This is a genomic window from Listeria immobilis, from assembly GCF_014322845.1.
Lineage (GTDB): Bacteria > Bacillota > Bacilli > Lactobacillales > Listeriaceae > Listeria > Listeria immobilis.
Genome location: NZ_JAASUA010000004.1, coordinates 157167 through 181641 on the forward strand (window position 1 = coordinate 157167; position 24475 = coordinate 181641).

Consider the following 24475-nt stretch of genomic DNA (forward strand, 5'->3'; position numbering starts at 1 on the left):
TGATGAAAAAACTGCAAATCAAAAAACATGCTCTTACAGCGATTTCGTATATGTTACCGTTAGTTGTTGCCTCAGGGTTACTTATTGCCATTGGAAATTTAACAAGTGGACAGGTGATTTTAGATTATAAAGCACCTTACTCTATCCCTGATGCCCTTGTATCGCTAGGTGTTCTTGGGATGGGCTTACTTGCACCAGTCATTGCGGCTGCGATTGCTTATTCGATAGCTGACAGGCCGGGTATTGCTCCAGGACTACTGATGGGGGTTATTGCCAATTCTATCGGAGCAGGCTTTTTGGGAGGAATGCTTGGTGGTTATCTAGTTGGTTACTTTGTACTTATCCTAGTGAAATATTTGAAAGTACCAAAATGGGCGCAAGGTTTAATGCCTATGATGATTATTCCACTTATAAGTAGTTTGGTTATAGGGCTTCTAATGTATTTTGTTATTGGTGTTCCTATTGTGTGGGCAACAGATGCGATGACAAATTTCTTACAAGGAATGCAAGGCAGTATGAGGTTTGTTTTTGGCGCAGTACTAGGTGGAATGGCTGCATTTGACTTTGGTGGTCCAGTAAATAAAGTAGCTTCATTATTCGCCGATGGGTTGCTACTTGAAGGTGTAAAGGAGCCAGAAGCGGTGAAAATTCTTGCGTCAATGGTTCCACCGTTTGGAGTAACGCTTTCATGGGTTGTTTCTAAACTTATCAAAAAGAAAAAATACACTAAATCAGAAGAAGATAATATTAAAATTGCCTTTCCAATGGGGATTTGTATGATAACAGAAGGCGTAATTCCCATCGCGGCAGTTGATCCAATTCGAGTAATTGTTTCTTGTACATTAGGTGCTGCTGTAGGTGGAGGTCTTAGTATGACATGGGGAATTGGCTCACCCGTTCCATCAGGAGGCATGTTTATCGTACCTGCAATGAATGAGCCATTACTATTTTGTTTAGCATTACTGATTGGAACTTGTGTCACAGCTGCAATGCTACTAATTTTAAAACGAGAACCAACCAAAGAAGAGGAGATAATTGCAGATCAAGGTTTAGAAGAGGAAGAAGAAGTCGATTTGTCTGGAATTAAAATTTCGTAGAGTTAGGAAGGAGATACAGACAGTGTATGTTTCAATGAAAGGAATGCTGCACCGTGCCAATCAAGGGAAGTATGCAGTCATGGCGATTAATTGTTTTAATTTAGAAACCGCAAAAGCAGTAATTGATGCAGCGCAAGAACTTAGAGCGCCAATTATTATTGATTTATTGCAAGAACATTTAGAAACACACTTGGGAAGTCGATTTTTAACAAAACCGATTATCAAAATGGCAGAAGAAGCAAGCGTTGAAGTAGCTATTAATTTAGATCATGGACAAGATGTAGCCATTGTAAAGCAGTGCTTAGCTGATGGGTTCTCTAGTGTGATGATGGATGCATCCAGTCATCCATATGAGGAAAATGTAGCGATTACAAAAGAAATGGTCCAATTTGCAGAAGTTTATAATGCAAGTGTAGAAGCAGAAGTTGGCAATATCGGAGCAGTGACAGGGGATAATTACACAAATCAAGCAATGTATACAGAACCGAAAATTGCTATTGATTTTGCAAAACGAACTGGCATTGATGCACTGGCGATCTCATATGGATCTTCTCATGGGGACTATCCAGCTGGCTTCACACCAGCCTTTCAATTCGATATTGTTCAAGAAATTAAAGCTGCTACGAAAATGCCACTAGTTCTACATGGTGGCTCTGGATGTGGCGCTGAAAACATTACCACTTCAATTCAGCTTGGAATTAATAAAATCAATGTAGGTTCTGACTTTATGAAAGCTCAAGCAACCAAAATCAAAGAATTACAACAAGAAACGCCAGGGGTTAGTTTTGTTGATTTAATTCATGAAACAATCCAAGCCGGCAAAGAAGCGGTTAAATATTATATTCTATTATCCGGATCTAACGGAAAATCACTTTAAAAGGAGAATGAAAAATGTTAGTTAATATGAAGCAATTATTAGAAGTAGCCAAGGAAAACAAGTTTGCGGTAGGGGCATTTAATGTCGCTGATAGTAATTTTTTACGTGTAGTAGTAGAAGAAGCAGAAAAGAACAATGCACCGGCAATTATTGCTGTCCATCCAACTGAGCTAGATTTCACAAAAGATGATTTTTTTGAATATGTACTTGCAAGAATTAAAAATAGCCCTGTACCATTTGTACTTCATTTAGATCATGGTGATAATATGGGCGATGTGATGCGAGCTGTCCGTTGCGGTTTTAGTTCAGTCATGATTGATGGATCCCTGTTACCATTTGAAGAAAATATTCGTGTGACAAAAGAAGTTGTTGATGTCTGCCATAAACTTGGCATATCTGTAGAAGGAGAACTTGGTACGATTGGGAAAACAGGAAACAGCATTGAGGGTGGTGTAAGCGAGATTATTTATACAAAACCTGAAGAAGCGGAGGAATATATTAGTCGAACTGGGGTGGATACTTTAGCAGTAGCTATTGGAACAGCACACGGTATTTATCCTAAAGACAAGGAGCCAAAACTACGCTTAGATATACTCCAAGAAATTAAAGACTTAGTAAACATTCCCTTAGTACTACACGGAGGTTCTGCTAATCCAGATACAGAAATTGAAGCAGCTGTTAAGATAGGAATTCAAAAGGTAAATATCTCTAGTGATTATAAATATGCTTTTTATAAGAAATGTCGAGAAATTTTGAGCACAACGGAACTTTGGGATGCTAACGCCATTTACCCAGAATGCATTGAAGCAGCAAAAGCAGTGGTGAAAAATAAAATGGAACTTTTTCATTCTGTAAATCAAGTTGAAAAGTATCAACAAAGTAATATACCAGTTTGGCGTAGCGATTTAATTTAATACTAAAAAACGAAGAGTGCTCCTTTTGCACTCTTCGTTTTTTATAAGTAAGCTTGTAAATTTTCAATATTAATAAGTTTTTTAATCCTTTGAACATCATTAATTCTCCAAGGCTTTTTTTGTGAGTCTAAAATGCCTTCCTCACGTAATTCCATAAGCACCTTAGAAGTATAGCTTTTAGATGTATTTGCATGGCTGGCAAGCTCTTGGTAAGTAAGAAATTCTGGTAACTCCATGACATTTGCAGAAATTTGTAACCCGAAATCCATCATCGTATTTAATGAAAAATAGATACTATCTCGTGCACTTAATTTTTCTTGAATAGCAATTATATATAACTTTCTACGTGTCTCTGCAAGTTGGTGAAGCATTAAATAATTTCTGGGATCCTCAAGCTCCATCATTTTTTTGAAAAACTGAAAATCAATCCGCCACCAAATAACATCAGTTAAAGCGACTAACTTTGTATGTTTTGGAATATCTTCAGAGTATACAGGAAGATGGGGAAAAGAGCCATGTTGCAAAATAAAAACGAAATTCTGTTTATCAATACCTTCAAAAATTAATTTCATAAAGCCATCTACTATTATGTAAATATATTTTCTTCGTTTATCTGAGGTTATAGTGGTACCTTCTTCCAAACGCTCTTGAATACAGTGTTTATTAAAACTAGGATCTTTTTTTAATAATTTAAGCATATTTGCTGGTGAAGCAAATTGATCTAATGTTTCTTTTAAATACATATAATCTCTCCCCTTCGTAGTTTTAATCTTCCCGAAACCACTGCAAATAAAACGTTTCTTTCTATTTTATTCTTCTAGATGAATGATTTTAAGTTAATTATAATCGGAAAAGAACACTTTTAAATTCCAACAAAATGTCACAAATAATTCATAATTCAGCTAAAGTGAGCAGGAATTTAAGTAAAACTAACATTTTAGCATAGAAATAAAATGAATTTTCCCTTCAAAAGACACTTTCAAAATATGGATAAAATATGAAGAACCGCACTCTGACCTATAATATAGATAGATTAAAAAAACAAACCAACCTTTAAAGGAACATTGGGAAAATAAATGTGACAAAAAAGTCAAAAAAACACCAATAAAGCGGGAAATTTAGCTTTTTTACTGGGTTCCTTTTAAAACTATTTGATAGTATCATCACTTGTAAGAACACTCATTACATCAATGACATATATTTTTAACAATCAAAAAGTAGAAATGAGATGGGGAATTATGCAATCAATGTTTGAAAATTTATATAGCAAAAAAGTCTTAGAAGAGGAATTTGGCTTTCAACGTTTTTTGCAAACTTTAATTGATAATAAAATTTCTTATAACAAAATAAAAATACCTAATAATAGCATTTTATTATCCGAAGATACAATTAATTCCAAGGTTTATTTTATTGAAAAAGGGATAGTATCATTGGAAAAAGAAGGCAATGTAGTTAGTTTTTTAGGAGCAAATCAAATTGCGGGTTTAAACGATTATTTTATGGCTGAAGCTAATCTATATACAACTAGAGTAATAGATACTGTCACTGCATACGAATTTAATAAGGAAGATATTATTTGTTCCATAATTGGGATGCAAGAAGGATGGCTTTATCTATACCTTAATAATCGAAATCATGAAAACGTGCTTATTGAAAAATGTAATCTCATGCGTGGAAATGGCGAAAGTAGATTAAAAGATTCCTTAGAACAATTAGGAGAGTTTTTTGGAAGTGAACAAGAAGGAATGATAATAATTCCAAAATGTTTCACTAGAAAAATAATCGCAAATTATTCTAATCTATCAGTGAGATCTGTTACTCACCTTTGCGGAAAGTTAATAGAGTCTGGATTTTTAGCAGAAGATTCCAAGTCTTTTATTTTATTGAAAAAATCCGACGATACTTGGAAGGAATTACAAGCCTAAAATAGCAGTTATTATATCAGAAAAGCGAGTTAGAAGTTAGTTAAAATAACTTCTAACTCTTTTTTTACATCAAAAAAAGCGAGAAAATTTTTTCTCGCTTTCATTAAGTATGAGCCGTGCTGGGTTCGAACCAGCGACCCTCTGATTAAAAGTCAGATGCTCTACCAACTGAGCTAACGGCTCTAAATATGACTGGGCTAGCTGGATTCGAACCAGCGCATGACGGAATCAAAATCCGTTGCCTTACCGCTTGGCTATAGCCCAATAATAAAATGGTGGAGGGGAGTGGATTCGAACCACCGAACCCGAAGGAGCGGATTTACAGTCCGCCGCGTTTAGCCACTTCGCTACCCCTCCGTTATAAAAGATGCCGACTGCAGGAATTGAACCCGCAACCTACTGATTACGATTCAGTTGCTCTACCAGATTGAGCTAAGTCGGCAAAGAATTGCTCTCACTGCTGGCAAATCGAAATCTAATTAATCCTTCAAAACAGATACTAATATATAATATAACATTTTTGTTATTTTTACCAGCTTTTTTTTCAAAAAAACAAAAATATTTTTTGCTGGTTAATTAAAAATAAAAAAGTGACCCGTACGGGAATCGAACCCGTGTTACCGCCGTGAAAGGGCGGTGTCTTAACCGCTTGACCAACGGGCCATCACATAAATGTTTTTTACCGCTAGAAACTATTATATAAAAAAAGGGTAGCATTTGTAAATACCTAAATTAATTTCTTTTTTTTCTGAAAATAATCACACGGAAAAAGAGTGAAATACAAACTTAATGGGTATGTGTATCTATAGAAGTTTCCAGATAAAAAATAAAATGAAAAACATAGCGTTAGTAACAGATTCAAACGGAATAGAAAGCTATATTAATAAAATAAAATAGATTAATGTTACAATCTAAAATTAGCTGTGCTATAATGTGTCTGGTTAATTGGAATTTAGGTTGAAAATCAAATAAAAAAGGTAGGGAATATAATGGCTTCACCGCTAAAAAGACTATTAATCGGCCGCCCTCTGAAAACTTCAGAAGCTGGAGACCAAAAATTAGGGAAATTAAAGGCTTTAGCTGTTCTATCATCCGATGCACTTTCTTCTATAGCATATGGGACAGAACAGATTTTACTGGTACTTGTAACTGTTAGTGCTGCGGCTATGTGGTATTCGTTACCTATAGCGCTTTGTGTTCTTGTTCTTCTGTTTGCGCTTAATTTATCGTATAAACAAATTATTTACTCGTATCCGCAAGGTGGAGGCGCCTATATTGTTTCTAGGGAGAATTTAGGGAATAATGCAGGTTTAATTGCCGGCGGATCATTGCTTGTCGATTATATGCTTACTGTAGCTGTAAGTGTTTCATCTGGAACGGATGCAATCATTTCAGCTGTGCCCTCCCTTTATCCATTTGCTGTACCAATTGCTGTAATATTAGTTGTTATAGTAACGATTATTAATTTGCGAGGCATTACAGAATCAGCTAGCTTGCTCGCAATTCCAGTATACTTATTTGTTTTCTCTATAATTGCACTTATCTTTACTGGTTTATTTAAAGTATTAACTGGAATGGATGCTAGTCATGAAACAGCTGCTGTAGGGACACATGTACAGGGCGTAACGATTTTCTTGCTACTAAGAGCATTTGCATCAGGGTCAGCATCTTTGACGGGGATAGAGGCTATTTCTAATGCAGTTCCATTGTTTAAAGAACCTCGACCAAAAAATGCAGCTAAAACGTTAACACTAATGGCTGGATTACTCGGTTTTTTCTTTGTCGGAATAACTGTTCTTGCTTTTGTATATGGGACTGTTCCAGAGTTAAAAGTAACCGTGTTATCACAAATTGCAGAAAATGTATTTGGTAGAAACTTTATGTTTTATTTTGTTCAAGCGACAACTGCACTTATTTTAGTTTTAGCGGCTAATACAGGTTTCTCAGCCTTCCCACTTCTAGCTTATAATTTAGCAAAAGATAAATTTATGCCAAGAATGTATTTAGCAAGAGGAGACAGATTAGGCTATTCAAATGGAATTATTACATTAGCGATTGGCTCGATATTACTTATTATATTATTTAAAGGAAAAACAGAGCTACTTATTCCACTATACTCAGTCGGTGTATTTATTCCATTTACGCTATCGCAAACAGGAATGATTGTAAAATGGTGGAAACAGCGTCCCAAAGGCTGGAAAAAGTCATTATCGGCAAACTTACTTGGTGCATCAATATCATTTACAGTATTAATTGTCTTATTCTTAACGCGTATAGAGTCTGTTTGGCCGGTATTTATTTTCATGCCAATTATGATTTATGTGTTCCACCGTACAAGGCATCACTATCGTAAAGTAGGACCACAACTGAGAATTGATGAAACAATGGACTTGCCTGATTTTAAAGGAAATGCCGTTATTATCTGTGTATCTGATACCACCAAAGTTGTAGAAGGGGCATTGCAATATGCTAAATCTATTGGTGATACAGTCATAGCTGTCCACATTTCTATTGATAAAAAACAGGAAAAGGAATTTGTTGAAAGATGGAATAGGGTACATCCTGAAGTACGAATTGCCAATCTGTTTTCACCGTATCGCTCTATTTCAGATCCATTAATGAAATTTATTGATACCGCGAAACAAAAAGCAGATCAAGACAATTACTCACTTACGGTATTAATACCGCAATTTATCCCTAGAAAAGGTTGGCAAAATCTTCTTCATAACCAAACAAGTCTATTGATTCGTACAAGACTTCTAATGAAAAGAGATGTCGTTGTTTCGACTTACCCTTATCATTTAAAAGAATAGCAAGAGAAAAACGGAAGAGCACTTCGGGGGAAGAGGGATGCTCTTCCGTTTTTTATAATGGAACAACGTAAGTGTAACTAGATTTAATTTATTTGTAAAAAGAGGAAAACGCCATTTTAAAAGCAAATATAGCTGGAAAATCTTATTTTTCTTAAAGCAAAATCGGAATATAAGGAAAAAATTTAAAAGAAAATCAATATTTCAATGAAAAATTATTTTTTTTAATAATTGGTTGATTTTTTTTACTTAGCAAAAAGAATAAAGACGAATTGTATACGATATTAGTAAAACAATCCTTTTCTTGTGTAAATAGAAAAGTTAATTTTAATACTTATATACTGAAATGAATAAATATTAGTTAGATACAAATTAGGGAAAAGGACTTAATTAATATTACAAAGTGGTAACAAATTTTTCTTTTTGATGAATTCAAAATGAGTGTATTTGGAATATAAAAACAAATGGCTTTATATAGCCATTTGTGCAATTTAGTAGTTAATTTAAAAATCCTCTGAAGCCTTGAAAAAAGCCAGTTTTCGCGTTATAATTTCAATAGTTGATGGAGTAATTATGTTAGTAAAGGAGCGCTTTGTATGCAAGAACAAGATATTAGGTATTATGTACTACCTACTATAATCGTTTTTATATTGGGAATTGCTGCAATGAATGCAACTAGTTTTCCGTTTGTTAGTTTTCTGACAACTACGCTCGTCGCTACGGTGATTGGAACTATCATTGGTGGGGCGCATCAATTACTTAGAATGCTTATTAAAGCTTATCAACATTCAAAAGCGAGAAGAGTTTCACAAAAAAAGTGGCAAACACTATAAAGTGAACTATTACATAATAAAATTTAACCAAGCATTTTCGCATTTTTTGTGAGAATGCTTTTTTGTTGGTTAATAGATATTTTTTTTTATGGAAAAGATGGTACAATAAGGAAGATTATGAATGGAGGAGGTTGGAGATGGCAACTTTAGCAGATGTTGCAAAACGGGCGAATGTCTCCAAAATGACAGTTTCACGGGTTATTAATCATCCAGACCAAGTTTCAGATGAACTGAAAATGCTTGTTTATAGTGCAATGGAAGCGTTAGAGTATGTACCGAATTATGCGGCTCGAGCGCTTGTTCAAAATAGGACACAAGTAATTAAATTTTTAATTTTAGAAGAAATTGATACGGTAGAACCATATTATATGAATTTATTAACTGGGATTAGTAGAGAGCTTGATAAATATTATTATTCGCTGCAACTTGTTACACAACGATCTAGAAATATTGGCGCTTACGATGGTTTAATCGTTACTGGGATACGTGATAAAGATTATGAGATGGGTATTTTAGATATTGATAAACCAGTTATTTTCTATGGTGAAAATAAACGTGGCTATGATTCGATTGATGTGGACAATAAGAAAGGAACAGCGCTTGCCACAGAACATATGGTTGAAATCGGCTTTACACGAATTGTATTTTTAGGAATTGACTTATTGGATGAGCAATTTATGAAATCACGTTTAGAAGGTTATGAAGAAGTAATGAAAAAACACCATTTGCAACCAGAAAGCTATTTTATTGCTAATAGTTCAAGTGTTTCAGAAGAGAAAGCATTTGAATTATTACGTTATAATTCAGAAAAAATTGCCATTGTCTGTGCATCAGATCGAATTGCGATTGGCGTCGTTCGTGCAGCAGCAGCTTTTGGACGTCGTTTTGGTGAAAATGTTGCTGTAACGGGATTTGATGGGGTATTTTTAGATAGAATTTCATCTCCCAAGATTACGACTGTTCGTTCTCCTGTTGTAGAAATGGGGGAGGAACTTGCAAAGATGTTACTTGCTAAAATTAATGATCATGGAAAGCCTCAAGGAAACCTATTATTTACTCCCGAATTACTGATACGAGCCTCTACAACTGGAAAAGAAGAGTGATAAAAACGCTAGGAATCTTTATTCCTAGCGTCTTTTTTATTGGATTAAAATTGGTAAAAATGCTAATAAATCAAAAATAAAGTGAACAATAAATGTAACCCAAATGGAGTTCGTTTTCTTAAATAAGTAATTTAAAATAAGTCTGGCTGGTACTAATGTAATGATACATTGCAGAAAATTAAAATCATAGGAAGTTAAGTGCCAGGTTGCAAAAAGGAAGGAAGTGAGCAAGGAAGCTTGCCAAAATTTCCAGTTCCATTTTTTCCAAGCAGCGAACAGCAAGCTGATAGAGATCAATTCTTCGCCAAGTATCATAAATGGAATAGTGGTGAAGACATAAGACCATGTAAGAACGCTGTTGATGCTATTTTCAATAGTAGCACCTGCAAAATAAGCCCAAAGATAATTAAATATGGAACTGATAATAAATATTGCAGGAGCACCAATAAGTATCCATTTGAAACTAAAATGTTTAAACCAATCTAAAAATGTTGCTTTCAATATGATAAAAGCAACAATTCCCATACATAAAGCATTAAAAATAGCACCTATGAATGTTAACATTTCAATATTGGAAATGATGTGTGGCAAAAGAAGAAAAAGAATACCAATAATGATTGCGCTGAAAAATAACCAATAACCTTGTTTTTTATCGCTTAAAGTATTTTCCATTGTATCCTCCTTTTAGACCATGTTAAAGAGCTTTGATTAGTCCATGAGTTATTATAGCTCTTTACTTTAAATCAGTAAAGTTACTAACTTGTCACTTAGCACACGGAGAGAAATGCTGACTTTCTTCTATACTAAAATGTAATGTCTAAAATCTTGTTACCGTTAACGAGCAGGAAAAGGTTGCAAACGCTTTAATGGAAATGCTAATTTGAAATAGAACGATAGGTGATATAGGAGGAGAAAAAATGGAAAAAGCAGGGATTTATCATCAACCAGCGAGTAGCTATGCTTATAGTTATGACGCTAAAACACTACATATTCGGATTAGAACGAAACGCATGGATATTAGCGAGGTTACTTTAATTGCTGCCGACCCTTACTTATGGAAAGATGAAAAATGGCAAAGTGAATCGTTTTTAATGCGTAAAATTGCAGAAACCGAAGAACATGATTATTGGTTTATTGCAATAACACCCGAACATCGACGTCTTCAATATGGCTTTTTATTAAAAGATACAGAAGGAATGACAACATTTTATGGCGGACGCGGCTTTTTTGAACCAACAGAAGCGAATTTAGCGACGATGGATTATTATTTTAAATTTCCATTTATCCATGCAGCAGATACATTTAAAGCTCCTGAATGGGTTGGAAATACGATTTGGTATCAAATTTTTCCAGAGCGTTTTGCAAATGGAAATCCGGCTATTTCACCAGAAAATGTATTACCTTGGGGAAGTAAGGATCCAAGTACAACAGATTTTTTTGGTGGAGACTTGGAAGGAATTATCCAACATTTAGATTATTTAGTGGAACTTGGTATTAATGGCGTGTATTTAACTCCTGTGTTTGAGGCGCCAACAAACCATAAGTATGACACCATTGATTATAAAAAAATTGACCCGCATTTCGGCGATAAAGAAACCTTTAGAAAACTCGTTCAAGAAGCACATAAGCGGGGCATTCGAATAATGTTAGACGCGGTATTTAATCACATTGGTGACACTTCAGCTGCATGGCAAGATGTTATGGAAAAAGAAGAAAAATCGGCGTATCGTGATTGGTTCCATATTCATAGCTTCCCCGTTCGACAAAATGAAAATGGGAATATTGAAGGAGAACCAACGCTTTCTTATGATACCTTTGCTTTTACAACACATATGCCGAAATTAAATACAGCCAACCCAGAAGTTCAAAAGTACCTGTTAGATATTGCAACATACTGGATTCGCGAATTTGATATTGATGGTTGGCGTTTAGATGTTGCTAATGAGGTGGATCATGCTTTTTGGAAAGAATTTAAAAAAGCAGTCCAAGCTGAGAAAGAAGATATTTATATTTTGGGAGAAATTTGGCATGACTCATGGATTTGGTTACTCGGAGATGAATTCCATGCGGTAATGAACTATCCATTTACGCAAACGATTATTGAAAACTTTATTGAAGAGAAAATCACACCTGAGCAAATGGTTTCTGGTATTAATGAACAATATATGCGCTATCCGAATCAAGTTAATGAAGTCATGTTTAATATGCTCGATAGCCATGATACAGCACGCATTTTAACACGTGCTAATAATGACGAAGATAAAGTAAAACAAGCACTTGCTTTTATGTTCGCACACACTGGTTCTCCGTGTATTTATTATGGAACTGAGATAGGGATGGACGGTGGAAATGATCCGGGTTGCCGTAAATGTATGGAATGGGATGAAGCAAAACAAAATCAATCTATGTTAGCATTTACGAAAAAATTGATTGCGCTTAGAAAAGAAAACCAAGCGATTATCACATCTGGCGAGTTAACATGGTTGGATGCAAGCAGCAAAACGGGTATTACCGCATTTACGAAAGGATTAAATAGAGAAAAACTGCATTTTCTTTTCAATCAAGCAACAGAAGCAAAAGATTTCACAATTTCATTTGGAAATAGTGCGATTGATATTTGGAACAATCAAATAGTATCGGAAAATCTTACTATCCCTGCAAAAGGATTTCTTGTTATCAAAGAAAACAGTTAAAGCATACGCGTAAAGGAATTTTTCACATGTTTACCAGAAAAATGTTGTTATCGGTAACATGTGAAATCTTCTTGTAAACGCTTTCGATGTCAGCATATAATAAAAGCATAGGTTAACCTAATTCACAAACTTTAAAAAGATTTGAAAAAAGATGGGGACTTAATGAGCAGACAAAAAAGAGCGGCTTTTTTCATAAAGAGGAGGAAAAGTAGATGAAGCGTTTTAAAAAAGTGGGGATTGTTTCAGCGGTTTTAGTAATGGCTTTAAGCTTGGCAGCATGTGGTGGCGGAAAAGATTCTAGTAAAGCGGGCGCATCTGATGGGGAGAAAACACTTACAGTTTCTGTTGATGCAGGATACAAAGACTATATTAATAAAATCAAAGGTGATTTCGAAAGTGATAATAACGTAAAAGTTAAAGTAGTTGAAAAAGACATGTTTGAAACACTTGAAGCCCTGCCACTTGATGGACCAGCTGGTACTGCACCAGACGTAATGATGTCAGCTTTTGATAGAATTGGTAGCCTCGGACAACAAGGCCACTTGGCAGAAGTAAAACTAGAGAATAAAGCTGATTATGATGAAAAAGATCAAAAACAGGTGACTATTGACGATAAAATTTATGGCGCTCCAGCAATTATTGAAACATTAGTTCTTTACTATAATAAAGATTTACTTGATAAAGCACCGGAAACATTTAAAGATTTAGAAACAATCGCGAAAGATCCACGTTTTGCCTTCACTTCTGAAAAAGGAAAAAATACTGGTTTCTTAGCAAAATGGACTGACTTTTACTTCTCTTATGGACTTCTTGCAGGATATGGCGGTTACGTTTTTGGTGATGAAGGTACAAATCCAAAAGATATTGGTCTAAATAATAAAGGGGCTGTTGAAGGAATTACCTATGCAACAAGTTGGTTCCAAGATGTATGGCCAAAAGGAATGCAAGATAATAAAAGTGCAGATGACTTCATTCAAGACCAATTTGTTAAAGGGAAAACAGCCGCAATTTTAGGTGGACCATGGTCGGCAGCTAACTATAAAGAAGCGAAAATTAATTATGGTGTAGCAAAAATCCCAACACTAAACAATGGTAAAGAATATGCGCCATTTGCTGGTGGTAAAGGTTGGGTAGTAAGCAATTATTCTAAAAACAAAGATGTAGCACAAAAATGGTTAGACTATGTAACAAACCAACAAAGTCAAGAAACTTTATATGATATGACAAATGAAGTACCTGCTAATTTAAAAGCACGTGATACAGCGAAATCTAAAAATGATGAATTAACTAATGCAGTTATCGAACAATATAAAAATGCACAACCAATGCCAAATATTCCTGAAATGTCGGAAGTTTGGACTGGGGCTGAAAATCTAATGTTTGATGCAGCATCAGGTTCAAAAACTCCACAAGAATCAGCGGATGATGCGGTGAAAGTAATAGAAGATAATGTAACACAAAAATATACGAAATAATACCGAATCGGCGGGGCATGGATGAGCGCGCCCGCCGATTTTAACATTTAGTCAGTGAATCTATATCTAGAATTGAGGGTAACAAAATGAAACTAGAACAAAAACAAATTAAAAATGTTCGCAGGGCGACTTTGTTATCAATCATTCCTGGGCTTGGTCAATTTTATAATAAACAAAATTTTAAAGGGATTGTTTTCTTTGCACTATTTGCTTTGTTTATCATAGAATTCTTTACAATTGGCTTAAATGCACTTATTGGCCTGATCACACTTGGATCTGTTCCTGGTGTTGACCACTCCTTGTTTTTAATGATTGAAGGTACTTTGCAATTAATTGTGACATTACTATTTATAGGCTTTTGGTTTATAAATATTTTTGATGCAAGACGTGTGGCTATGCAGTGGAACCTGGGCGAAACTGTTAACCAATCAGCACTTGCGATTATAAAAAATATGCTTGATAAAGGTTTTCCTTATTTACTTACATTACCCGCATACCTTGTTATGACGTTTGTTATTATTTTCCCAGTACTCGTAACACTTTTTATGGCGTTTACCAACTATGACTTTTATCATATTCCACCAGCTAATTTAATTGACTGGGTTGGTTTTAAGAACTTTTTTAATATCTTTTTCCTAAGTTCGTATCGTGACACATTCCTAAGTGTTTTCTCATGGACACTCGTTTGGACTATTTGTGCCACTTCTCTCCAAATTGTGGTTGGGGTATTTACAGCCATTATGGCGAACCAAAGCTTTATTAAAGGGAAGCGATTATTCGGAGTTATTTTCTTGCTTCCATGGGCGGTACCAGCATTTATCACTATTATGAGTTTCTCTAATATGTTTAATGACAGTATTGGCGCGATTAATACACAAGTAATTCCACTACTTAATCATTTACCGTTTGTTGATATGAACGCAATAGCTTGGAAAACGGATCCATTTTGGACGAAAGTAGCGCTGATTAGCATTCAAGGCTGGCTTGGTTTCCCGTATATTTATGTTATGGTAACGGGAGTTTTACAAGCCATTCCAGGTGAACTTTATGAAGCAGCGAGAATTGACGGGGCGAGCGCAATTCAGCGTTTCCGTAAAATTACCTTGCCGATGATTTTATTTGTAACGGCACCAGTATTTATTACACAATATACATTTAATTTTAATAATTTTTCGATTATATACTTATTTAATGAAGGTGGTCCCGGAAGTGTCGGAGCAGGCGCTGGATCAACGGATATCTTGATTTCATGGATTTATAAATTAACAACAGGTACTTCGCCACAATATGCTGTAGCAGCTGCTGTAACGCTACTTATTTCAATTATCGTTATTACTGTTTCGATGATTGCCTTTAAGAAAACGAATGCCTTTGGGAACGAGGAGATGATGTAAATGAGAGATTTTATGAAAGATCAACGGACGACGAAGTTTTTAACACAGTTTTTTACGTATTTATTTTTGACCGTGTTAACGATTATTATTTTGTATCCGATTCTAATTACAGCATCGTCTGCCTTTAAACCAGGTAATATCGCAGCATTTACATTAGAGTGGTCGGATAGTTGGACACTAAATAATTTTACTCGGTTATTTAATGAAACATTATATTTGGATTGGTACAAAAATACACTTATTATCGCTGTCGTAACAATGATTATGCAAGTAACGATTGTGACGCTTGCCGGTTATACATATAGCCGATACCGTTTTAAAGGACGTAAAAACAGCTTGATTTTCTTCCTGATTATTCAAATGGTACCTACAATGGCGGCACTTACAGCTTTCTATGTTTTGGCAATGCTTTTAGGCGCGCTTGACCAGTATTGGTTCCTGACATTGATTTATATTGGTGGCGGAATCCCAATGAATACTTGGCTGATGAAAGGTTATTTTGATACTGTACCTCGTGATTTAGATGAATCGGCAAAACTTGACGGAGCAGGACATTTCCGGATTTTTGCTCAGATTATTTTACCACTTGTTAGGCCGATGATTGCCGTGCAAGCATTATGGGCGTTTATGGGACCATTTGGCGATTTCTTACTTGCTAAATTCTTACTCAGAACACCAGAAAACTTAACTATTGCGGTTGGACTTCAAACATTTATTGCCAATCCACAACAACAAAAAGTCGCGTTATTCGCAGCAGGAGCCATTCTTGCCGCTTTACCGATTTGTTTACTGTTCTTCTTCTTGCAAAAGAATTTTGTTTCTGGCCTAACTGCTGGTGGAACAAAAGGATAATCGATTTTTAAAAAGGCTGTGATATCAATGAAAAAAGTTCCATTTATCATTCACTATGTAAAAAGCACATTAGGTCCAAGCGCCATTTTTGACGGACGAAAAGCACTTAAATTTTGGCAAATGGTGATTGTATTTATTTTCTTAAATGCATTACTGTTACTACCAGTTTCGGCTCATTTTGCTAATCAAACAAGTTTTGACTTACCAGAAATAATGCCGGGAATGGCTGCGCTTGGAACAGATCAGTTGGCAAATGATATACAAGGCTTATCGCTTGAAAATGGCGAATTAACGGATAAAAATGCTCATCTAGTAGAGAAATCGGCTAATGGCGTTTCTGGGGTTAATTTAACTGATGCAGAACTTGGCAATGCTAAAAATGTGATTAATTTCAAAAATAATGAAATGGTGTTAAAAGATGCAAGTGGCTATACATTCCAAGTAAGCCACCCAAAAGATGCCACATTAGCGGAAATTACTTCTGGTGAATCATTAGTAAATTGGATTTCAGCTCAATGGTATTTAGAAAACCAAGCATTTGTCTTTCTTTCGATGGTTATGATGATTGGTTCGATAATCTTTGTGAGTTCGCTTATGCTAGCTATATTCACGTCGCTTTTCATTTGGATGACAAAACGGAGCAGCTTTTCAAAGATTGGCTCTTTTAAAGAATCTTTTAATTTAACGCTGAATGCACTGGGAATTCCAGTGATTGCAGCATGCGCTATCGGCTTTATCTATTTTGATATAACCATCATTATGGCTGTCCAATCACTTGGAATGGTATTAATGATAGCTTGGACATTTTTAAAGACAAGATTTTATAAGACTAGTGAGAAAAATATGGCTGCTAGTCGCTAATTAGGAGGATTTAGTATGGCACAGAAACAATTATTTGAGATTAGTCCATGGACATTACGAACAACCAAACTAGATAAAGAAAATAGACGGTTGCAAGAGAGTTTAACTTCCCTTGGTAATGGTTACATGGGAATGCGCGGGAATTTTGAAGAAGGATACTCCGGCGATGGCCATATTGGAACATATTATGCAGGTGTTTGGTTTCCTGATAAAACGCGTGTTGGTTGGTGGAAAAATGGCTATCCGGATTATTTTGGTAAAGTCATTAATGGATTAAATTTTATTGGGATTGACGTACGACTGGACGGTGAAAAACTAGATTTATTTACAGATGAAGTAAGTGATTTTGAACTTACCTTAGATATGGAAAAAGGAACGCTGAGTCGTCATTTTACAGTAGTTAAAAATAACAAGTCTTTCCGGATTTCAGCAGAACGTTTCTTAAGTGTAGCCACAAAGGAACTCGCAGTTATTCATTATCAAGTGGAAGCGTTAAGTGATGCTACAGTCGAATTATCTTCTTATTTGGATGGCAATGTGCAAAATGAAGATGCTAATTATGAAGAAATGTTTTGGCAAGAAGTAGAACAAAGCGCTAGTGAACATCAGGGAGCGCTAGTTACAAAAACAATTCCAAATAACTTTGGGACACCGCGCTTCACTGTTTCAGCCGTGATGGAGAACCGCAGCAATGCGAAAAAAGAAACAAACCAAACGAAATCACTTTATGCAGAAAATAGCTATTATTTTGAATTAAAGGCGAAGGAAGTGGCACGAATCGAAAAACGAGTTGTGATTACAACTTCTCGTGATTATGAAGATGCAGCGCTTTTAAATGCTGGTAAAAACATTTTACAAAACCTTCAAGCTAGTTCCTATGACGAGTTGCTCGCAGCACATATTGCTGGATGGCGCGAACGATGGGACAAAGCAGATGTTGAAATTGCTGGGGATGATTCAGCGCAACAAGGAATCCGTTTTAATATATTTCAATTATTTGCTACTTATTATGGAGAAGATGCCCGTCTTAATATTGGCCCTAAAGGATTTACTGGAGAAAAATATGGTGGGGCAACCTATTGGGATACAGAAGCATTTGCGCTACCGATGTATTTATCACTAACAGATAAGTCTGTTAGCCATAATTTGTTGAAGTATCGTCATGAGCAACTGGACGGTGCAAAAATCAATGCGCAGAAAATCGGCTTAGGTGGAGCACTTTACCCAATGGTTACTTTCACGGGGATTGAATGTCATAATGAATGGGAAATCACTTTTGAAGAAATTCATCGAAATGGCGCAATTGCTTATGCGATTTATAATTACACAAATTATACGGGTGATGAGACTTATTTAAAAACGGATGGTATCGAAGTTTTAACAGAAATTACTCGTTTTTGGGCAGACCGCGTGCATCTTTCTGATCGTTTAGACAAATATATGATTCATGGAGTAACTGGGCCAAATGAATACGATAATAATGTTAGTAATAACTGGTACACCAACTATATTGCTGCTTGGACGATTCGCTATACTCTTCAAAATTTAAATGATGAATCGAAAAGGCGTTTTGGTATTACAGAATTCGAACTAGCTAAATGGGAAGATATTGTGTATAGAATGTATTATCCGTTTGATGAAAAATGGCAAATATTTGTTCAGCATGATACATTTCTGGATAAAGAATTACGTTCAACAGATACACTTAAACCGGAAGATAGACCTATCAATCAAAACTGGTCTTGGGATAAAATTTTACGTTCTTGCTTCATTAAACAAGCGGATGTGCTACAAGGATTATATCTATTTCATGATGATTTCGATTTTGATACAAAACAGCGTAACTTTGAATTTTATGAGCCATTAACTGTTCATGAATCAAGTCTATCACCAGCTGTTCATTCTGTTTTAGCTGCGGAAATTGGCAAATATGATAAGGCGGTAGAACTTTATAAACGGACCGCACGTCTGGATTTAGATAATATTAATAATGATACAGAAGATGGATTGCATATTACATCCATGGCAGGAAGCTGGCTTTCCATTGTTCAAGGCTTTGCAGGCATGCGAATTTCAAATGGAAAACTTCAATTTGCGCCATTTTTACCAAATGGGTGGAGCAATTACCGTTTTAAGATCAACTTCCGCGATCGTTTGCTAGAAGTGAATGTTGCTAAAGGAGACGTGACAATTAAACTTTGTCACGGAGAACCAATAGATTTAGAAATGTATAAGGAAAACTATTCACTTGAAACATCAATAACTATACCAATAAATTAATAAAAAACTTGTTGAAAACTTTGTAAAATGTTTTCAGCAAGTTTTTTTCTTTAACAAATCTTTCCAATTTTTGGCAGGATGATTCCTTTTTCCACCCGGTCTCTTATGCTATAATAAAGAAAGTGAACAATTAAATGACTACTAAAATAGCATAAAAGGTTTACAAAAGGCGCGGAGGTGAAGTGATGGATTTTTCCAATATGTCGATATTGCACTATCTAGCAAACATTGTAGATATTCTTGTCGTATGGTTTGTAATTTATAAAGTGATCATGCTAATCCGAGGGACAAAAGCAGTTCAATTATTAAAAGGTATTTTTATCATCATTGCAGTAAAACTATTAAGCGGATTTTTTGGTCTCCAAACAGTAGAATGGATTACGGATCAGATGCTTACTTGGGGATTTCTTGCAATCATAATTATCTTCCAACCAGAATTGCGCCGTGCTCTAGAGACGCTTGGTCGAGGGAATATTTTTACTCGTTATGGTTCAAGAATTGAGCGTGAACAACACCATCTAATCGAATCTATCGAAAAATCTACCCAATATATGGCGAAACGTCGTATCGGAGCATTAATCTCTGTTGCACGAGATACGGGGATGGATGATTATATCGAAACAGGCATTCCATTAAACGCAAAAATTTCTTCTCAGTTATTAATTAATATTTTTATTCCCAATACGCCGCTTCATGATGGCGCCGTTATAATTAAAGGAAATGAAATTGCATCGGCTGCGAGTTATCTGCCGCTTTCTGATAGTCCGTTTTTGTCCAAAGAACTTGGAACACGACACAGAGCAGCACTTGGAATTAGTGAAGTAACAGATAGTATCACAATAGTTGTATCCGAAGAAACAGGCGGAATTTCATTAACAAAAGGCGGAGAACTTTTCCGTGATGTTTCAGAAGAAGAGTTACATAAAATTCTTCTAAAAGAACTAGTGACAGTTACAGCTAAAAAACCTTCTATCTTTTCTAAATGGAAAGGAGGGCAAAGCGAATGATGGATCGAATTTTAAATAATAAATGGTCGATTCGGATTATAGCTTTATTACTTGCTGCTATCCTATTTACATCGGTTAATGCGAGTAATAATAGTGCAACAAGCCTCTCCACCACTGCTTCAAGCGACACAGAAGTAATCGAGAATGTACCAGTAAAAGTGTATTATGATAAAACTAATTTATATATTTCAGGGGTTCCTGAAACCGTTACTGTAACAATTTCTGGACCAAGAAGCATTGTCCAATCTGCTAAAGCACAACAAGATTTTACTGTTTATGCTGATTTAAGAAATGCCTCCATTGGTACCCAAGAAGTTAAACTACAAGTGAAAGACATTTCTGATCGTCTTAAAGTAAAAGTAGACCCTGTATCCGTTAATGTTAATGTTCAAGAAAAAGTAACAAAGAAATTCTCTGTAGATGTAGAGTTAAGTAAATCAGTCATTGCGGATGGATACCAAGCTGGTACACCCGTTGTTGATCCTAAAAAAGTATCAATTACTGGGGCAAAAGACACGATTGAACAAATCGCTTATGTCAAGGCAACCTTAGAAAGTGATGGGAAGCATAAATCAGAATTCACCGATAAAGCTACCGTTTCCGTTTTTGATAGTAACTTAAATAAACTCGATGTGGAAGTAAGTCCGCAAGAAGTAGAAGTTACCGTCCCTGTTGAGAAAGTTGGGAAATCTGTTCCAATTAAAATCAATCAAGAAGGAACACCAGAGAGTGATATTGAAATCTCCAGCATAACTCCTGATAAGTCAGAAGTGGTTGTGGTGGGGGATGATACGGTCCTTGATAAAATAAAAGAAATTGAAATCCCAATTGATGTAACAAAAATAAAAGCCGATACTGTAAAAGAAGTGACGGTCCCAGTTCCAACTGGAGCAAAATCCGTCCAACCAACGACAATAGAGGTTAAAATAAAAACTATAAAAAAGTCTGAAGCAAGTGGCGATACAAACAGCACAGAAAACAAAAAAGAACCTGAATCAAATGATACAACTACCAATGACTCAGAAGATACAGACACAAAAGAATCTAAAGTATCTAAATCATTCTCAGATATGCAAGTGTATATGAGCGGACTAAAAAATACATTGGACGCACAAATGGTTACACCTGCAAATGGTAAAGTTACTGTAACTATTACTGGTGAGAAAAAAACGGTAGATAGCATCGTAGCAAAAGATTTAAGTGTTATCGCTAACTTAAGTAAAGGAAATGCTGGGGACTTCTCGACTCCGCTGGAAGTGAACGGTTTACCAGATAATGTTGCTTATGAAGTTAATCCAGTATCAGCAGATTTTATTATTAAGGAAAAAGAAGCACAGAATACCGTTCCATCCAAGAACACATAAAAATAAGGAGTATGGGATTTAGAGTCTCGTACTCCTTATTTTATATTTTTACATAGAAAAGAATGAGAATTAACAACACTTTATTGCAGAAGGATGAAATTTTTTCTTAAAAAAGGTATAATAACAGGTATATGGTTGAAAGAAAGTAGATAAAACCAGAATTAGGAAAAAATAAAACTAAAACAACAAACAAAAATCATTTAGATAATGAATGACTTAGAAGGAGAGTAATAAAATGGGTAAATATTTTGGTACGGATGGAGTTAGAGGGGTAGCAAACTCAGAATTAACACCAGAACTAGCTTTTCGATTAGGACGAATGGGCGGTTATGTTTTAACTCGTCATGTAGGGGAACATCCACGTGTGCTTGTTGCGCGTGACACAAGAATCTCAGGAGAAATGCTTGAATCTGCTTTAATCGCTGGACTTGTTTCAGTTGGTATAGAAGTAATGCGTTTAGGAGTAATCTCAACTCCAGGAGTAGCGTATCTAACAAAAGCACAAGGAGCATCCGCTAGTGTAATGATTTCAGCTAGTCATAATCCAGTAGACGATAATGGAATTAAATTTTTCGGTTCAGATGGTTTTAAACTTTCTGATGACCAAGAAGAAGAGATTGAACAGCTTCTTGATACGGCAGAAGATACACTACCTCGCCCAAGTGGAGAAGGTTTAGGAACGGTTAGCGATTACTTTGAAGGAAAGCAAAAATATATTCAATACTTAAAACAAACAATTGAAAATGATTTTAATGGCTATCATATCGCTTTAGATTGCGCTAATGGAGCAACTTCTGGACTTGCAACACATTTATTTGCAGACTTAGATGCTGATATTAGTTCTATGGGAGCTTCTCCAAATGGGCTTAATATCAATGATGGCGTTGGTTCTACACATCCAGAAGCCTTAGCTGCCTTTGTTTTAGATAAGAAAGCAGATGTTGGTTTAGCATTTGATGGAGACGGAGACCGAGTAATTGCTATTGATGAAATCGGCCAAATTGTTGATGGTGACAAAATAATGTTTATCTGTGCGAAGTATTTACGCGAACAAGGTCTATTAAATAGTAATACAATTGTTTCTACTGTAATGAGTAATCTAGGTTTTTATAAGGGGTTAAAAGAGCTTAACATTGAAGATGTACAAACAGCTGTTGGGGATCGTTACGTAGTTGAGGCGATGCGTGAAGGTAATTATAATCTTGGTGGAGAACAATCAGGTCACATTATTTTCCTAGATCATAATACAACAGGGGATGGACTTCTTTCCGGAATTCAATTAATAAATGTAATGAAAGCAACTGGGAAAAAATTATCAGAACTTGCTTCTGAAATGAAAACATTCCCGCAAAAATTAGAAAACATCCGGGTTAGTGATAAAAATCATGTAACAGACAACCCGCAAGTTAGTAAAGTAATTAGTGAAGTAGAAGCTGAAATGGCAGGTAACGGCCGTGTTCTAGTTCGTCCATCTGGAACAGAACCACTTGTAAGAGTCATGGTAGAAGCTGCTTCAAAAGATGAAACAGATGAATACTGCGAACGTATTTCAGCTGTTGTCCGCGCGGAAATGGCACTTAACGACTAAACGAGAAAACAAAAATCCTGATGATATTTGTCATCAGGATTTTACTAGTTTTAGTAAAATGATTTGATCTAAACAAGGAATATCATTTTCGATAATAACTTGTTCAGGGTAGTGGTCGGAAAAATAATCTGGTATAATTTGTTGCATTCGAAAACCATTTTTTTGATAGAATGCTAGCTGATTAATACTCGAATTTCCAGTTTTGACGATAATTTCAGAAAAATGATGACTTTTTGCAAAATCGAAAGCTTTTTCTAATAGCTTTTTTCCAATCCCTTTATTTTGAAAAGGTTGAAGAACTGCTATATTCATGATTTCTAGTTGATGCTTGTTTAATGGTAAAAGACAGATTACCCCAATAGTTTTTTCGGAATTTTGCCATTCAAAGACAATAGATTTTTCCAGATATTTCTTGATTTGGATTTCGCTAGGATCAGCTTCAAGAAGGAGTTCAAGTGGTACTGGCTGGCTTTTGTCCCAGATTTTCCAGTTCATTTTTATCACCTCGATTTTAGGTTAACATGGTAAATGAAAAATAGGAAGGGAAGTGGGCAAATTGCCTGATAAATTAAGAGGCGTATGTGGTAGTTTGCTAGTTGCACTTGGTGTGACACAGTTATATAGTTTTGTCAGTGCTATAGTAGGTTATTTTAGTGTGGAAGAAAATAATTTTATTATTGTTTGGAATTATTGGGTAATATTAATATTTGGTTTAGGTTTTTTTATTTTAGGATTTTGTTTAATTAGGAATGAAAAATTTTGGCTGGGTAGTGTTATTTTGACCGTTTGTTTTATTCTGTTTCAAGGTTTTTCGGTATATTACTATCAAATTAGAATCTTAGCTGAAATTAAAAAGAATGCTCCCTTTGAATGGTCAGGAACCATCCTATTTATTGCGGGGATTTTAGTTTTAATCTTGTTAGTTATGTCATCTAAAATGCCTAAACGAGAAGGGCTAACGGATCAGAGTTGGAAAACAAAATGGCGATATGCAGCTGGCTTTTTTTCGCTTATCGGGGCAGTAACCGCCGTATTTGCAGCGGTGACTATTTTTAAACAACTTCATTCCGATAGTATAAAAGAAGGCTATTTATTTACAATGCCGTTAGATGCGTATTTTGCTTGTTTTATGGCTATCATATTTATCATGGTAACTATTCTTTCATGGCGAAAAGTTTCTTATTTGTTGATTGGGATATTGCTAGGAGCCTCATTTATTTTATTTACGAATTACTTATCTGTGAATAATTGGATTGATTTTGCAAAAGATAATCTAGCTATTACATTTGGAAACAATGAACGCCAAGTATTTGGTATGCAATTTCTGATGGGGGCTTCGGCGCTTATTTCTAGCATATTTGCTTATATTGCTAAAAAATAATACGATTAAATCTAGTATTAA

20 protein-coding genes and 5 tRNA genes are annotated in these 24475 nt (G+C 35.4%); 17 read left to right on the forward strand and 8 right to left on the reverse strand.

What is annotated here, in order from left to right:
- Positions 1-2: 2 nt before the first annotated feature.
- Genes HCJ45_RS07375 through HCJ45_RS07385 form a run of 3 tightly spaced genes read left to right on the forward strand, consistent with a single transcriptional unit; the run spans position 3 to position 2888 of the window.
- On the forward strand, positions 3-1097 hold the full coding sequence (locus tag HCJ45_RS07375; protein ID WP_185349037.1) for a PTS fructose transporter subunit IIC: 1095 nt from the start codon (positions 3-5) through the stop codon (positions 1095-1097).
- Between the two features lie 22 nt (positions 1098-1119).
- The gene (locus HCJ45_RS07380; protein ID WP_187124375.1) at positions 1120-1974 is read left to right on the forward strand and encodes a ketose-bisphosphate aldolase; all 855 of its coding nucleotides are present in this window, start codon (positions 1120-1122) and stop codon (positions 1972-1974) included.
- 14 nt (positions 1975-1988) lie between these two features.
- The gene (locus HCJ45_RS07385) at positions 1989-2888 is read left to right on the forward strand and encodes a ketose-bisphosphate aldolase (protein ID WP_187124376.1); all 900 of its coding nucleotides are present in this window, start codon (positions 1989-1991) and stop codon (positions 2886-2888) included.
- Positions 2889-2929: 41 nt separating this feature from the next.
- On the opposite strand, the gene HCJ45_RS07390 is transcribed toward HCJ45_RS07385, so the two are convergent.
- Positions 2930-3631 carry a Crp/Fnr family transcriptional regulator gene (locus HCJ45_RS07390; RefSeq protein ID WP_187124377.1) on the reverse strand — a complete coding sequence of 234 codons (702 nt, stop codon included), beginning with the start codon at positions 3629-3631 and terminating at the stop codon, positions 2930-2932.
- A 495-nt stretch (positions 3632-4126) separates the two neighbouring features.
- Here HCJ45_RS07390 and HCJ45_RS07395 point away from each other — a divergent pair, with 495 nt between their 5' ends.
- A complete protein-coding gene (locus HCJ45_RS07395) occupies positions 4127-4813 on the forward strand; it encodes a Crp/Fnr family transcriptional regulator (protein ID WP_187124378.1) in 687 nt (228 codons plus the stop codon).
- A gap of 110 nt (positions 4814-4923) precedes the next feature.
- On the opposite strand, the gene HCJ45_RS07400 is transcribed toward HCJ45_RS07395, so the two are convergent.
- The 5 genes from HCJ45_RS07400 to HCJ45_RS07420 all read right to left on the reverse strand — a co-directional run bounded on the left by HCJ45_RS07400 (position 4924) and on the right by HCJ45_RS07420 (position 5476).
- A tRNA-Lys gene (locus tag HCJ45_RS07400) sits at positions 4924-4996 on the reverse strand.
- Between the two features lie 9 nt (positions 4997-5005).
- Positions 5006-5077 (reverse strand) — tRNA-Gln (locus tag HCJ45_RS07405).
- 9 nt (positions 5078-5086) lie between these two features.
- A tRNA-Tyr gene (locus HCJ45_RS07410) sits at positions 5087-5170 on the reverse strand.
- Positions 5171-5181: 11 nt separating this feature from the next.
- A tRNA-Thr gene (locus HCJ45_RS07415) sits at positions 5182-5255 on the reverse strand.
- A 149-nt stretch (positions 5256-5404) separates the two neighbouring features.
- Positions 5405-5476 (reverse strand) — tRNA-Glu (locus tag HCJ45_RS07420).
- A 326-nt stretch (positions 5477-5802) separates the two neighbouring features.
- Here HCJ45_RS07420 and HCJ45_RS07425 point away from each other — a divergent pair.
- The 3 genes from HCJ45_RS07425 to HCJ45_RS07435 all read left to right on the forward strand — a co-directional run bounded on the left by HCJ45_RS07425 (position 5803) and on the right by HCJ45_RS07435 (position 9559).
- Entirely contained in the window at positions 5803-7626 is a 1824-nt protein-coding gene (locus HCJ45_RS07425; RefSeq protein ID WP_187124379.1) for an APC family permease, read from the forward strand.
- A gap of 593 nt (positions 7627-8219) precedes the next feature.
- Complete coding sequence (locus HCJ45_RS07430; protein WP_185346057.1) at positions 8220-8456, forward strand: hypothetical protein; 237 nt, start codon at positions 8220-8222, stop codon at positions 8454-8456.
- Between the two features lie 137 nt (positions 8457-8593).
- On the forward strand, positions 8594-9559 hold the full coding sequence (locus HCJ45_RS07435; protein ID WP_187124380.1) for a LacI family DNA-binding transcriptional regulator: 966 nt from the start codon (positions 8594-8596) through the stop codon (positions 9557-9559).
- 36 nt (positions 9560-9595) lie between these two features.
- Here the strand turns inward: HCJ45_RS07435 and HCJ45_RS07440 are convergent, their stop codons facing one another.
- Positions 9596-10231, reverse strand: a complete 636-nt coding sequence (locus HCJ45_RS07440; RefSeq protein ID WP_187124381.1) for a CPBP family intramembrane glutamic endopeptidase — start codon at positions 10229-10231, stop codon at positions 9596-9598.
- Positions 10232-10476: 245 nt separating this feature from the next.
- On the opposite strand from HCJ45_RS07440, the gene HCJ45_RS07445 reads away from it, so the two are divergent.
- From HCJ45_RS07445 to glmM, 9 genes are all read left to right on the forward strand, one after another.
- Entirely contained in the window at positions 10477-12252 is a 1776-nt protein-coding gene (locus HCJ45_RS07445) for a glycoside hydrolase family 13 protein (RefSeq protein WP_187124382.1), read from the forward strand.
- Between the two features lie 212 nt (positions 12253-12464).
- On the forward strand, positions 12465-13727 hold the full coding sequence (locus HCJ45_RS07450; RefSeq protein ID WP_187124383.1) for an extracellular solute-binding protein: 1263 nt from the start codon (positions 12465-12467) through the stop codon (positions 13725-13727).
- A gap of 86 nt (positions 13728-13813) precedes the next feature.
- Positions 13814-15121 (forward strand): sugar ABC transporter permease, encoded by a 1308-nt coding sequence (locus HCJ45_RS07455; RefSeq protein ID WP_187124384.1) that lies wholly within the window; start codon positions 13814-13816, stop codon positions 15119-15121.
- Positions 15122-15973 carry a sugar ABC transporter permease gene (locus tag HCJ45_RS07460; RefSeq protein WP_003722383.1) on the forward strand — a complete coding sequence of 284 codons (852 nt, stop codon included), beginning with the start codon at positions 15122-15124 and terminating at the stop codon, positions 15971-15973.
- A 27-nt stretch (positions 15974-16000) separates the two neighbouring features.
- On the forward strand, positions 16001-16834 hold the full coding sequence (locus HCJ45_RS07465; RefSeq protein ID WP_187124385.1) for a DUF1189 domain-containing protein: 834 nt from the start codon (positions 16001-16003) through the stop codon (positions 16832-16834).
- A 15-nt stretch (positions 16835-16849) separates the two neighbouring features.
- Positions 16850-19114: a glycoside hydrolase family 65 protein gene (locus HCJ45_RS07470; protein ID WP_187124386.1), complete on the forward strand. Its 2265-nt coding sequence runs from the start codon at positions 16850-16852 to the stop codon at positions 19112-19114.
- Between the two features lie 185 nt (positions 19115-19299).
- Complete coding sequence (gene dacA / locus HCJ45_RS07475) at positions 19300-20121, forward strand: diadenylate cyclase (protein WP_185346071.1); 822 nt, start codon at positions 19300-19302, stop codon at positions 20119-20121.
- Positions 20121-21485, forward strand: a complete 1365-nt coding sequence (locus tag HCJ45_RS07480) for a CdaR family protein (protein ID WP_187124424.1) — start codon at positions 20121-20123, stop codon at positions 21483-21485. The genes dacA and HCJ45_RS07480 overlap by 1 nt, the downstream gene beginning before the upstream one ends.
- A 235-nt stretch (positions 21486-21720) precedes the next feature.
- Positions 21721-23073: a phosphoglucosamine mutase gene (gene glmM, locus HCJ45_RS07485; protein WP_185346073.1), complete on the forward strand. Its 1353-nt coding sequence runs from the start codon at positions 21721-21723 to the stop codon at positions 23071-23073.
- 33 nt (positions 23074-23106) lie between these two features.
- Here the strand turns inward: glmM and HCJ45_RS07490 are convergent, their stop codons facing one another.
- Positions 23107-23568: a GNAT family N-acetyltransferase gene (locus HCJ45_RS07490; RefSeq protein ID WP_187124387.1), complete on the reverse strand. Its 462-nt coding sequence runs from the start codon at positions 23566-23568 to the stop codon at positions 23107-23109.
- A gap of 61 nt (positions 23569-23629) precedes the next feature.
- Between HCJ45_RS07490 and HCJ45_RS07495 the strand changes: the two genes are divergently transcribed.
- Positions 23630-24454 (forward strand): hypothetical protein, encoded by an 825-nt coding sequence (locus HCJ45_RS07495; protein ID WP_187124388.1) that lies wholly within the window; start codon positions 23630-23632, stop codon positions 24452-24454.
- The last annotated feature ends 21 nt before the right edge of the window (positions 24455-24475 follow it).